General features: G+C 68.7%; 9 protein-coding genes and 1 pseudogene. 3 read left to right on the plus strand and 7 right to left on the minus strand.

The window, feature by feature from the left end; genetic code table 11:
* Positions 1-100: 100 nt before the first annotated feature.
* Positions 101-562 (minus strand): annotated as a pseudogene (locus AWQ71_RS17550) (SDR family oxidoreductase); the annotation flags it as partial.
* Between the two features lie 19 nt (positions 563-581).
* Positions 582-2,429, minus strand: a complete 1,848-nt coding sequence (locus tag AWQ71_RS44415; RefSeq protein WP_084258993.1) for a vWA domain-containing protein — start codon at positions 2,427-2,429, stop codon at positions 582-584.
* 760 nt (positions 2,430-3,189) lie between these two features.
* On the opposite strand from AWQ71_RS44415, the gene AWQ71_RS17560 reads away from it, so the two are divergent.
* Together AWQ71_RS17560 and AWQ71_RS17565 are read left to right on the plus strand one after the other, a co-directional pair.
* Complete coding sequence (locus tag AWQ71_RS17560) at positions 3,190-4,107, plus strand: ABC transporter ATP-binding protein (RefSeq protein ID WP_067134485.1); 918 nt, start codon at positions 3,190-3,192, stop codon at positions 4,105-4,107.
* Between the two features lie 42 nt (positions 4,108-4,149).
* Positions 4,150-4,887, plus strand: coding sequence for an ABC transporter permease (locus AWQ71_RS17565; protein WP_218001831.1), 738 nt, complete (start codon positions 4,150-4,152; stop codon positions 4,885-4,887).
* Positions 4,888-4,914: 27 nt separating this feature from the next.
* Here the strand turns inward: AWQ71_RS17565 and AWQ71_RS17570 are convergent, their stop codons facing one another.
* The 5 genes from AWQ71_RS17570 to AWQ71_RS17590 all read right to left on the minus strand — a co-directional run bounded on the left by AWQ71_RS17570 (position 4,915) and on the right by AWQ71_RS17590 (position 11,520).
* Positions 4,915-6,162 (minus strand): GNAT family N-acetyltransferase, encoded by a 1,248-nt coding sequence (locus AWQ71_RS17570; protein ID WP_245658343.1) that lies wholly within the window; start codon positions 6,160-6,162, stop codon positions 4,915-4,917.
* Between the two features lie 279 nt (positions 6,163-6,441).
* On the minus strand, positions 6,442-7,890 hold the full coding sequence (gene argG, locus AWQ71_RS17575; protein ID WP_067134486.1) for an argininosuccinate synthase: 1,449 nt from the start codon (positions 7,888-7,890) through the stop codon (positions 6,442-6,444).
* A gap of 277 nt (positions 7,891-8,167) precedes the next feature.
* A complete protein-coding gene (locus AWQ71_RS17580) occupies positions 8,168-9,013 on the minus strand; it encodes an alpha/beta fold hydrolase (protein WP_067134487.1) in 846 nt (281 codons plus the stop codon).
* On the minus strand, positions 9,013-9,945 hold the full coding sequence (locus tag AWQ71_RS17585; RefSeq protein ID WP_067134489.1) for a VOC family protein: 933 nt from the start codon (positions 9,943-9,945) through the stop codon (positions 9,013-9,015). The genes AWQ71_RS17580 and AWQ71_RS17585 overlap by 1 nt, the downstream gene beginning before the upstream one ends.
* Before the next feature lie 30 nt (positions 9,946-9,975).
* Positions 9,976-11,520 carry a bifunctional 3-(3-hydroxy-phenyl)propionate/3-hydroxycinnamic acid hydroxylase gene (locus AWQ71_RS17590; protein ID WP_067134491.1) on the minus strand — a complete coding sequence of 515 codons (1,545 nt, stop codon included), beginning with the start codon at positions 11,518-11,520 and terminating at the stop codon, positions 9,976-9,978.
* Positions 11,521-11,704: 184 nt separating this feature from the next.
* On the opposite strand from AWQ71_RS17590, the gene AWQ71_RS17595 reads away from it, so the two are divergent.
* Positions 11,705-12,355, plus strand: a complete 651-nt coding sequence (locus AWQ71_RS17595) for a TetR/AcrR family transcriptional regulator (RefSeq protein ID WP_218001832.1) — start codon at positions 11,705-11,707, stop codon at positions 12,353-12,355.
* The last annotated feature ends 9 nt before the right edge of the window (positions 12,356-12,364 follow it).

Consider the following 12,364-nt stretch of genomic DNA (forward strand, 5'->3'; position numbering starts at 1 on the left):
CGGGACCGGCACGAAGGTCCACATGCTGACCTCCTTCGACCAGGCGGAGGCGCGCTCTCCGCCGATCGTCCTCGTACGCGCCTCCTCGCCGTCTACGCCGTCAGTCGCAGGGCCCGCCCGCGACGTAGATCACCTGTCCGGAGACGAACGAGGCCTCCTCGCGGACGAAGAACGACACCGTCGCGGCGATGTCCTCGGGACGGCCGGCCCGGCCGGCCGGGATCTGCGCGGCGGCCGCAGCCTTGAAGTCCTCGAACGGCACCCCGACCCGCGCGGCTGTGGCGGCCGTCATCTCGGTCTCGATGAACCCCGGCGCGATCGCGTTCACGGTGACGCCGAACCTGCCCAGCTCGATCGCCAGTGGCTTGGTGAAACCCTGGAGACCGGCCTTGGCCGCCGTGTAGTTGGCCTGCCCCCGGTTGCCGAGCGCGGACGTGCTGGACAGGTTCACGATGCGCCCCCATCCGGCCTCGGTCATGTACTTCTGCGCCGCCCTGCTCATCAGGAACGCCCCGCGCAGGTGCACGCCCAGCACCGCGTCCCAGTCGTCCGCCGTCATCTTCGGGTTCAGGTGGATTGGGTTATGGGCAGTTGCCGATATCGCTTTCGGAGGAGGCCAGGACGACGTTGGTCTTGGCCAGGCCGAGGGCGTCGACGGTGATGTGGACGGCGTTGACGGTCAGGCCCGTGTCGGGGGTGGTGAATGGGGTCTGCTCGTTGAGGGCGAGCTTGACGACGCCGACGTTGACCGTGGTGTTGGGTTGGATATTGGTGGGTTCTGCGATGACCACCGTGTTGCCGACCTTGAGGAAGGCGATCGTGGTGGTTCCGCTGGATGCGGCGCAGGTGGTGGTGGAGCTGGAGTTGATGGTCTTGACGGTGATCACCGGGATGCCGGTGATCCCGATGGTGGTGTCGTCGATAGAGGCGGTGGCCACGGATTTGCCGGGGAATTCGGTGGTGGCGACCTTGGCGCACAGGGTGTGCGCGATGATCAGTCCGCTGAGGGCGGCGGTGCAGGGCACCGAAGTGGTACTGGTCGAGGTGGTGGAGATGTGGCCGGTGTCGGGGGTGGGTGCGATGCTGACCAGTTGGATGCCGGCCAGGGAGGCGTCGGCGGTCAGGCCGTAAGCCCGTCCGGTCAGCCGCTGCGGCGTGACGGTGACTTGTTCGGCGCTGCACGGTGAGGTGGCGGAGTTGTTGTGGGCGTCGCCGCTGTAGGTGGCGGCCCACCGGTAGGTGCCGGCCGCGCCGATGGTCACGTTGCCGGACGCGGCGGTGCCGCTGCCGGACAGCGTGTCGGTGCGGGTGGCGATCGGCGTCGCACAGCCGGTGTCACCAGGCTCGAACAGCTGGAACGTGACGGTGCCCGTCGGGTGGTACCCGCCGGACAGGGCCGCTGTATCAGAGACCTTCCCGCCCGCGGGCACCGGGCCCGATGGCGTCGTGGCGATCGATGGGGTCGCCTTTGGGACGTGTTCGCTGATCGTTTCAGTGAAGCCTGGCGACAGGACGCCGTTGAGCAGGAAGTCCACCTTGCAGGTAATGGTGCTTCCCGGTATGGCTCCGGCGCCGACGGAGACGGTCTCAGTGAAGGTGGCGTCATCGCCGCTGGTCACCGTCCGACTGCCCGGGGTCAAGGACACCGACAGGTTCGGGTCGCAGTCGCGCAGCTGGTGGGTGACCGTGACCGGCAGGTTGTGCAGGGCCGCCAGGATGGTGTCGCTGACCTCCGAGGGGTTGATGCCGGAGAACAGCCGTCCACCCGTGGCGTTGGTGATTGCGGTCGCTTGCCCGGTCGAGTCCAGCCCGGACAGGTCGAACGCGAGCACGGTGATGTCGGCTGCCTGCAGGGCGCCGATCGCATCGGCCAGCGTATGGCCGTTGCTGGGGTCATGGCTGGGGGCGTCCCCGATCAGCAACACGACCCGAGAGCTGTTCGGCCGAAAGTGGACCTCCCCGGACGCGACCTGGAACAGACCGTTGATGCCGTCCTCGGGGAAGTCGCCGCCGCCCATCGCGACCAGCGAGTCGAGACCATTGGTGACGTCGGTCTGGTTGGCGGTGAGGTTCTGCGCAACCCGGAACGACATCGCGTCCGCCGACACGTCCCTGTACTCGGCAACCGCGAACTGCGCGTCCGGCTGCGCCGAAGCGACGTTGGACAAGATGGTGTTCGCATTGGTCCGCACGTTCGAGATGACCCCGCCCATGCTCCCTGTTGTGTCGATCAGGAACGTGATATCCGGCTTGGGCGGGATCGCCGGAGCGGACACGGTCTTGGCGATCGTCGTCGATCCGCCCGGGGCCAGGTTCAGCGTCACATCCGCCGGGGTGACTCCGGGCGCGGCGAACGCCGCCCCTGCCCCGGCCACCAGCATTGCACCGGCCACCACCACGCACACGGCGGCCCGTAATCTTCGCGTCATTCTCACGGTGTCATTCCTTCTGGTGTGGCGTTATGCCATACCGAATTTGAGATCGCCGGCCGTGCAGAATTTCTATGATTGGGCCACCCGGGACGCCCTCTCCTCACGTTTTGACGCGAGCGGATACCAAATCGCATTGGCTGACAACCCCGGTGACTTTGTGGCCACGGCCATATGGTGACCGGTCGGCGAATAGATGTAAATAGGCCGCTTACGGCAAGTTCCCGACTGGCCGCAGTCGGCCACTCCGTGCTGATGAGAGGCGCCCGTGAGGAACGATCTTTTCCGAGATTTTTTCAGATATGCCCAATGAAATGAGCGATCCGCAGTTTGCCGCTTAAAAAAGAGCGGCCGTTTCCCGTCATCCGGACCGGCTGAATTGCGGTTATGAGCATCGCCGTAGAGTCGATCGACGGCCTCCCATGCCCATTCGGCATCGGTCAGATCCGACGGATACGACTGCTTCCGGTCATGACTCCGGCACCCTGGCGAGGCACAACCGCTGGCGTCCAAGACCGCAGGCGTGTAAACCGACACCACGGGCTCCTGGCTGCCGAGTTGCGTAGGCAACACCGCAGCTACCAGGAGCCCGTTCCCGTCCGTGGGTGATCACTCAAAGACGGCCTCAGTCAGAGCATGCCCGGTGTTGGAAATACACGACGAAATGCCAATTGGGTTCACTTTCGTGTGTGCCGCATGCCATGATCAATGTGACCGCCGATCGCCGGAGCTTGCACCGAGCGGCAAGGAGACGAACACCGTGTCAGTGATCGTCGTGTCGGACCTGCGCAAGCAGTACGACCAGAAGGTCGTCGTGGACGGCTTGTCCTTCACCGTCGAGGAGGGCGAGATCTTCGGCATCCTCGGCCCGAACGGCGCCGGCAAGACCACCACGGTGGAGTGCGTCGCCGGGTTGCGCAAGCCGGACGGCGGGAGCATCTCGGTGTACGGCCTCGATCCCCAGCGCGACGCCGCCAAGCTGCACCACATTCTCGGCATGCAGCTGCAGCAGAGCGAGATGCCCGACAAGCTGCGCGTCGCCGAAGCGATGGAGCTCTACGCGTCCTTCTACGACGACCCGGCCGACTGGCGCGAGCTGATGACCGACGTGGGGCTGAAGGACAAGGCCGACAGCGCCTTCAACAAGCTCTCCGGCGGCCAGAAGCAGCGGCTCTCCATCGCCCTCGCCCTGGTCGGGTCCCCCAAGGTCGCCATCCTGGACGAGTTGACCACCGGCCTGGACCCGGCCGCCCGGCGAGACACCTGGGAGCTGGTCGAGGAGGTCCGCGACCGCGGCATCACCGTCCTGCTGGTCACGCACTTCATGGAGGAGGCCGAGCGGCTCTGCGATCGGCTGGCCATCATCGACGGCGGCAAGATCGTCGCCCTGGACACGCCGACCGGCCTGGTGGCCCACGTGGACACCGAGCAGAAGGTGCGCTTCCGGCCGGCCTCCGCGCTGGACGACACGCTGCTGACCGCGCTGCCGGAGGTGACCTCCGTCGAACGTCACGGCCGGCAGGTGGTGGTCACCGGCACCGGCAACCTGGTGCACGCCGTCACCTCGGTCCTGGTCCAGCACCAGATCATCGCCATGGACCTACGGGCCGAACAGGCCAGCCTCGACGATGCCTTCATCGCCCTGACCGGCCGCCGATTCGACCACTCCGCCCAGTGATCCGCCTCAGCCCCCCCTCATCCGCCCAGTAAGGAGACGACAGTGCGGGCCCTGAAGCGACTCACTGCCGTGGAGTTCAAGCTCTTCCTGCGCGACCCCGCCGCGTTCTTCTGGACATTGATCTTCCCGGTCGCCCTCGTGGTGATCATCGGCAGCATCCCGTCGTCGCGGAAGTACAGCCCGGAGCTCGGCGCGCGCGGCATCGATTACTACACGCCCGTCGTGCTGGTCATGTCCTTCGCGCTGCTCGCCCTCTTCATCACCCCGGGATACCTGGTCGGGTACCGGGAGAAGGGCATCCTGCGCCGGCTCTCGACCACGCCCGTCGGCCCGGCCCGAGTGTTGATCGCCCAGCTCGTGGTGCAGATGACCACCGCGATCGTCACCACTGTGCTGGTTCTCGGCACGGCCGGCCTGCTCTGGGGCGTCAAGTTGCCGTCCAACGTCGGCGGCTTCCTGCTCGCCTTCCTGCTCTCCGTCGGGACACTCCTGGCCATCGGGCTCTTCCTGGCCTCTGTGCTGTCGACCACCAAGGCCGCCACCAGCATGGGCAGCGCGCTGTTCTTCCCGCTCATGTTCTTCGCCGGGCTTTACGTGCCCAGGGAGTTGATGCCGGCCGCGGTCGCCACGATCGGTGACGTCACTCCGCTGGGCGCCTCCGTCCTGGCGTTCAACGACGCGGCAGCGAGCGGCTCGCCCTCCCTCACCACTCTGGCGGTGCTGGCCGCGTACGCCGTGGTGTTCGGCGTCGCCGCCGCCCGCCTCTTCCGCTGGGAGTAAACCGCCGGGACCGGCGGGCGCATGACACTAGTACGGCAGGTAGTAGGTGAGCAGATCGGCGGTGAGCGGCGGGAAGAGCGCCTGGAACAGCTCCTCCTCCCTGGCGTAGACGTCCGGCCGGGTACGGGTCAGCCCCTCGATGCCGTGCGGACCGAACAGCAGGGCGGGCAGGTAGTCGGGCGCCACTCCGGCGCCTCCCACGATTCCGGGACTCTGCATCGCGCCGCCGGCGACGACCTCGCCGAGGCCGTCCGCGTGGACCGGGATCCGGTAGTGGGCGCCGAAGGTGGAGATGACGATGTCGCGGCCGGTGTGATCGATCCCGGCTGCGGTGAGCCGGTGCCAGAGCAGCGGCCGCAGCCGGTCGAGCAGCGCCGCGACGTCGGGGATTCGGACGTAGTACCGCTCCGCCTGCTTACGCGGTTCGTGGTCGAGGAACTCCTGCCAGGCGGCGGCGGTCACGGTGCCGGCCCGGTGAACGACCCGCACCTCACTGCCGGGCACCAGGGCGGCGACGCCGCGGAGCAGGTCCCGCGCCGCCGCCTCGTCGCGTGCGGCGGCCTCGGCCAGGAGCACCCCGTCGTCGGGGGGCGTGGTGCGTCCGACGGCGGTGACCGTGTCGTCCTGCTCAAGGACCCAGAGGTTGCTCGCCTCGTGGGCCAGCAGCCATCGCCAGCACGCCGCCGAGTGCGGCATGGCCACGTCGAACCGGCTCTGGGTCGCGTCCTGCAGGGCCGCCATGGCGGGGACGTCGGAGGGCCGGGCGGCGCGGAGCGCGGGTGTTCCCTCGCCGGGCGGCGGGGTGCGCACGGTCAGCGCCGGCGGGATGTCGATGGCGTACTCGTAGCCGAACAGCCGGTAGAAGTACGGGATCCCGATCATCGTCTGGACGACGTGACCGCGGGCGGCGGATCGGTCGTGGGCCCATTTCATGAGCGCCCGGACGAGCCCGCGTCCTTCGTATTCGCGGTCGGCGGAGACCAGTTCGACCTGGCCGGCGGGCAGGTGGACGCCGCCGACGCGTACGTCTTCGTCGAGGAGCGTCGCGGTGGCGACGACCCGGTCGCCGTCGACGACGGCGCCGCAGGCGGACCAGCCGGCGTCGGGGTCGGTCACGACCAGCCGGTGGTCGACGGCGTCGGCCGCGTCCATGCGGTCGGCGAGGAGCGCGCCGATCTGGTCGAGGTCCGCGGGCTGCGCCTCTCGCAGGACGAGGCCGTCGGCCAGTGGCGTGGGCGTGGACGAAATGGCGGAAAAGGTGGTGGTCGCGGTCACGGCGGGACTATCGCATCGCCCGGACCGTCTCGTCCATCGGATTTCCCCCGAGTCATCCCGAAGTGACGCGATGAAAGACGACCTGCCGACCGGTGGCACGTCCACAGCCTGTCCTGCGTGGAGCACGGCACCGGCCGCGGCCACCGCTCGCCAACGGCGGCGGGGGCCGGCGAAAGAGTCGCCGACCCCCGCGGCCTTCGCCATCGTGGTGCGCGTGTGAAACTCACCGGCAGGAACTCCGGCTGAGGCCGTCTCCGTCGCGGCCGTCAGTCGGTGCCGTCAGTCGGTGCCGGACTCCATCGCGGCGTGATCGAGCATCTCGTCGTCGGCGGTGACCTCTCCGCGGGAGGCGATCACCTCGGCCCCGCCCTCGGGCATCGCGCCGATCAGACCGGTCGAGGCCGCCTGTTCGGCACCGATCAACACCGGATGCGCCCTGCCCACCATGCCGATCCTGGCGTACTGCTCGAGCTTGGCGCGCGAGTCGGCGATGTCGAGGTTGCGCATCGTCAGCTGGCCGATTCGGTCGACCGGCCCGAAGGCGGAGTCCTCGGTCCGCTCCATGGAGAGCTTGTCCGGGTGGTAGCTGAGCGCCGGTCCGGACGTGTCCAGGACGGAGTAGTCCTCACCGCGCCGCAGGCGCAGGGTCACCTCGCCGGTGATCGCCGTCCCGACCCAGCGCTGCAGTGACTCGCGCAGCATCAGCGCCTGCGGGTCCAGCCAGCGGCCTTCGTACATCAGCCTGCCCAGCCGGCGTCCCTCGTTGTGGTAGCTGGCGAGGGTGTCCTCGTTGTGGATCGCGTTGACCAGCCGCTCGTACGCCGCGTGCAGCAGCGCCATCCCCGGCGCCTCGTAGATGCCCCGGCTCTTGGCCTCGATGATCCTGTTCTCGATCTGGTCGGACATGCCCAGACCGTGCCGGCCGCCGATCGCGTTGGCCTCCAGCACCAGGTCGACGGCGGAGGTGAACTCCTTGCCGTTGATCGTGACCGGCCGTCCCTGCTCGAAGCCGATCGTGACGTCCTCGGCGGCGATCTCGACGGCGGGGTCCCAGAACCGCACGCCCATGATCGGTTCGACGCTCTCGATGCCCGTGTCGAGGTGTTCGAGCGACTTGGCCTCGTGCGTCGCGCCCCAGATGTTCGCGTCGGTGGAGTACGCCTTCTCCGTGCTGTCCCGATAGGGAAGCTCATGAGTGAGCAGCCACTCGGACATCTCCTTGCGACCGCCGAGCTCGCTGACGAAGTCGGCGTCGAGCCACGGCTTGTAGATCCGCAGGGAGGGGTTGGCGAGCAGGCCGTAACGGTAGAACCGCTCGATGTCGTTGCCCTTGAAGGTGGAGCCGTCCCCCCAGATCTGCACGTTGTCCTCGAGCATCGCGCGCACCAGCAGGCTGCCCGTGACCGCCCGCCCGAGTGGGGTGGTGTTGAAGTAGGTGCGGCCGCCGGACCGGATATGGAACGCTCCGCAGGCCAGGGCGGCGAGCCCCTCCTCGACAAGGGCCGCGCGGCAGTCGACCAGCCGGGCGATCTCCGCGCCGTACGCGATGGCGCGCCCGGGCACCGAGGCGATGTCGGGCTCGTCGTACTGGCCGATTTCAGCGGTGTAGGTGCACGGCACGGCACCCTTCTCCCGCATCCACGCGACAGCCACCGAGGTGTCGAGGCCGCCGGAGAAGGCGATACCGACACGTTCGCCAACAGGCAGAGAGGTGAGGACCTTGGACATAGGGACAAGTATATGCATACTCGTGCATGGCCATGCAATGCCGCCGCGCTGTGGCGGCACAACCGCACACCACCACCTAGCTGTGCGGGCGCCCTACCGACCCCACATCGCGCAGGATCTCGGCGTCCGCATGATCCATCCCCCGAAGGGCACGGCACCTTTACGGTGTAGATCACAAAGATGATGGGCCGCGCACGCCTCGGTCGCGGAGCACGGCGAGTCGGCGACCGCCCTCACCGCCCGTGCTCCACGACCGAACGAACGTGAAACCGCCGGATCAGTTGTTCGCGATGAAGTCCGCGACCAGCCGGTTGAACTCGTCGGCGTGCTCGATCATCGCCCAATGCCCGCAGCGGTTGAGCAGCACCAGCCGGCTGCTCGGGATGTTCGCCAGCAGGTACAGCGAGGTCTCGAACGAGACGACGCGGTCGTCGCGGCCGTGGATGAGCAGGGTCGGCACCTGGATCGTCGGCAGCAGCTCCGGCTTGACCCACTTCGGCAGCGGGGCGCCCTTCGGCAGGCCGTCCACGTAGTTGCGCAGGTGGTCCGGACGGGCGAGCGCGGCATCCGAACGCGCCTGGCATAGCTCGGGGGTGGCGAACCGGGCCTTGTCGTAGACCATGATCTCGACGAGCCGGCGCATGTTCTCCGGGCTCGCGTCGCGGTAGGCCTCGATCAGCACCTTCAGGCCCTCGGACGGGCCGTCACCGGCACCGAAGAGCGTGGGCATCCGGCCGACCGGCGGACCCATGGTGACCAGATGCGAGATCCGGCCGGGGTGCTCCGTGGCCAGCCGCAGCGAGGTCTGGCCGCCCATCGAGTTGCCGACGAACGCGGCCTTCTCGATGCCGAGGGCGTCCAGGAACTGGATCACCGCCTTCACGTGGTCGAGCCGGTCGACGGTCGCCGGGTCCGACTCGCCCCAGCCGGGCATGTCGACGGCGTACACGTGGAAGTGCTCGGCCAGCGCCTCGATGTTGCCGGCGAAGTTGCTCCACCCCGTCGCGCCCGGTCCGCTGCCGTGCAGCAGCACGACCGGGTGGCCGGAGCCCGCCTCGTAGTAGCGGAGCGTCCAGTCCTCGGTCCGGACGGTGCGCGCGATGTCCTTGGCGTTGAGGGTCATCAGTTGGCCTCTCCGTTCAGCGCGGGCGCGGCGGCCAGCAGCTCGGCGACGACGCCCGGGGGACGGTGGCCCCAGCTGTGCAGCTTGTCGAGCGTCTTCACCTCCCATGTCTCGTCATCGATGATCAGCCCGCCCCAGCCGTACTCGACGCTGAAGCCCGAGGGGGTGAAGACGTAGAAGCTGAACATGTGGTCGTTCGGATGCATCCCGAGCGTCATCTCGAACGGCCGCTTGGCGTCCATGCACCGGTCGTAGGCCAGGCCGACGTCGCGGACGTCGGTCACCTCGACCATGAAGTGATGGGTCTTCTTCGGCGACGGCAGGTCACCGAAGGCCACGGTGTGGTGCCGGCCGTTGCAGTGCAGGAAGATCAGGTCGGCGACCACGCCCGGAGCCAGCTCCTCGACGATGAGGTCGCTGATCTTGAAGCCGAGCAGGTCGACGTAGAAGTGCAGGTAGGTCTCGCGCGGGACACCGTGCGCCAGGAGGACCTGGTGGCCCGCGCCGCCGGCGCCCGTCACGAAACCGCCGAGCAGCTTCGCGGACGCGAACGGCGTGGCGGCGTCGGCCAGGCCGGTGACCAGCTCGACCCGGTTGCCCATGGGGTCCGTCGTGACGAAGATCCGCTCCACCTTGCGGGCGGCGGCGAGGGCGCCGTCGCCTTCGGTGACCTCGACCCCGGCCGCGCGGATCTTCTCGACCAGCGCGTCGAGCGTTGCGGCGTCCGAGACCTCGTAGCCGCTGGCCACCAGGTCGTCGGTGGGCCCGCCGGTGATGATCCAGCGGTGGGCCTTCTCGTCGGTGCGCAGCGTGAACCCGCCGTCGGTCTTCTCCCCGAGCCGCATGCCCAGCAGCTCGACGGCGAAGTGCTCCCAGCCGGCGAGGTCGCCGACCTCGTACACGACGTACCCGAGCTCCTTGACTCCGGACATCTCTCCTCTTCTCCTCTCAGATAACCGATCTCAGGCGGGCACGGCGAGGCCGCTGACGTCCGCCGCGGCGACGAACTTGTCGGGACGGAGCGCCACGGCGCGGACGCCGTACCGGCGCAGCCACGGCAGGAGGACCTCGTCGAGGTCGACCAGTTCGTCCGGGCCCTGCGTGTACGCCGTCTTCGGCCGGACCGCGACATAACGGGCGCCGAGCGCGTCCCAGCCCGCCTTCTCCTCCGCCGTCAGCAGGGTGGCGGGGTCGACGTCGTCGCCGAGCAGGACGAAGCCGTCGCCGAGGAGGTCGTCCAGACGCGCCATCCGGCCGACGGCGTCGCCGGCGGTCGGCTGCGGGACCATCCGGCCGACAATGGCAGCGTCGCCCAGCGGCCCCCTGATCCATCCGCCCTCGAGCACCGGCGGGGCGGTGAGCGGCGGCTCGAACGGGGTGACCGTGTCCCGCGGGACCGCGTTCATCGCGGCCTGCTCCTCCTCGGACAGCTCCTGCTTGATGACCCGCCCGAGTTCGACCGCGAGCCCGGTGTAGAAGGCGGCGTTCGGGCGCCGCTCCGCCTCGTAGGTGTCCAGCCAGCTCGCGGGCAGCTCGCCCTTGATCACGCGAGCGAGCTTCCAGCCCAGGTTGTGGGCGTCGCGCATTCCGGTCTGCATCCCGGCGCCGGCCCAGGGCGGCATCAGGTGGGCCGCGTCCCCGGCCAGGAACACCCGGCCCTTGCGCCAGGTGTCGGCCATCCGGACGTGGTGCTTGTAGAAGGCGTGCTGGTGGATCTCGACGTCGTCCTCGGTGACGCCGATCGCCTTGAGCAGCGGCCAGACCTCGGCCTCGGTCGGGAAGTTCTCGGGGGACTCGTCAGGTTTGAGCGGGATCTCCCACCGGTGGTTGCCGGCGGAGAGCGCGATGTCGACGACCGGTCGCTCCTTGTCGGACCAGAAGGTCAGGAAGTCCCGGTCGGGCCACCACCGCTTGACGCGGCAGTCGATGACCACCCACGTGACGTCGTTGGTGTCGCCCAGCAGGCGGCAGCCCACCTCGCCCCGGATCGTGCTGCTGCCGCCGTCGGCGCCGATCGCGTATCGGGCGCGGGTGGTGCGGGTCTCGCCGGTCGTGGTGTCCGTCGAGGTGACGGTGACGCCGCCGGCGTCCTGGTCGATCCCCGTGACCTCGGCGCCGTAGCGGACGGCGATGCGGTCGCCGTACTCCTGCGCGGCCGCGCGCAGCTCGGCCTCCATCGTCGGCTGGTAGATGTTGTAGAAGCGCGGCTTGCGGCCCAGCGTCGAGGGCGGGTGCTCGATCCGCATGATCTCCGTGCCGGCGTAGGTCACCCAGCGCAGGGCCCGCTGAGGGTCGATCTTCTTGTCGATCCGCTCGTCGACGCCGAGGTCCTGGAAGATCCGCATCGTCCAGTCGTTGACGGTCACGGCCCGGGCCCGGGAATAGATGTCCTTGTCCCGTTCGAGGGCGACGGCGGAGACGCCGTACCTGGCGAGGGTGAGTGCGGCGATCACGCCGGTCGGGCCGTATCCGACGATCGCGACGTCCGCGTCGTAGCTCTCGGTCATGCGCTGACTCCGTTCTCGGCCGCTCGTGCCCCATGCGACACTTTTGGACCGAACGTTCGGTCCAGGCGTGAGGAGAGTAACAACCAGCCACGGCGGCATGTCAAGGGTCATCGCGAACGGAGATGCGCACCGCGGCCGGGCCGTGAAGATGGGCCGCCATCTCCGGGTCTCTAGAATTCGGCGGGTGGAGAAGCCCGCGCCGGAGGCGCAAACCGGAAACCGCCGGGGCCGCCGGTCGCGGCAGGAGATCCTCGACGCGGCCGCCCGGGTGATGTCCGTGCGCGGCTACGCCGGTACGTCGATCTCGACGCTCGTGAAGGAGACGGGCCTGCCGAAGAGCGCCTTCTACCACCACTTCGAGTCCAAGGCGGGGCTGCTCTCGGCCGTCATGGCCCAGGGGGCGCAGGGCTTCTACGACGCCATGCGCGAGGCTCAGCGGAACCCGCCGGCGGACGGCACCCCCCGCGAGCGTCTGGGGTGGTACCTGCAGAAGACGGGCGAGGTCTTCGTGCACCGGGAGGAGTTCCTCCGCCTGCTGCTGGTGCTGGTGATGAGCAACGAGGCCGCCGAGGCGCCGGAGGCGATGCGGACCGTGATCGCGGTCCGCGAAGAGGGCCGCGACCACATGCGGCACATGATCCGCTCGTCGTTCATGAGCGAGGGCGAGGACGCCGCGAACACGGTCGCGGACGCCCTCGCCCACTTCGGCATGGCCGGATTCGACGGCGCGTTCGTCTCACTCCAGTCGGAGGACGGCAAGCCGATCTCCGAGTTCATGGAGCAGCTCGCCGACGCCATGGTGGCGATCGGCGAGGCGCTGATCGCCGGCCGCTGAGGCGGGTCT

The sequence above is a fragment of the Microtetraspora malaysiensis genome (genome assembly GCF_001528665.1).
Lineage (GTDB): Bacteria > Actinomycetota > Actinomycetes > Streptosporangiales > Streptosporangiaceae > Microtetraspora_A > Microtetraspora_A malaysiensis.

Bases quoted from the DNA above. Each gene is read 5' to 3' on its own strand.
- AWQ71_RS44415 (WP_084258993.1), bottom strand. From the start codon at position 2,429: ATGACGCGAAGATTACGGGCCGCCGTGTGCGTGGTGGTGGCCGGTGCA.
- argG (WP_067134486.1), bottom strand. From the start codon at position 7,890: ATGTCCAAGGTCCTCACCTCTCTGCCTGTTGGCGAACGTGTCGGTATC.
- AWQ71_RS17580 (WP_067134487.1), bottom strand. From the start codon at position 9,013: ATGACCCTCAACGCCAAGGACATCGCGCGCACCGTCCGGACCGAGGAC.
- AWQ71_RS17585 (WP_067134489.1), bottom strand. From the start codon at position 9,945: ATGTCCGGAGTCAAGGAGCTCGGGTACGTCGTGTACGAGGTCGGCGAC.
- AWQ71_RS17590 (WP_067134491.1), bottom strand. From the start codon at position 11,520: ATGACCGAGAGCTACGACGCGGACGTCGCGATCGTCGGATACGGCCCG.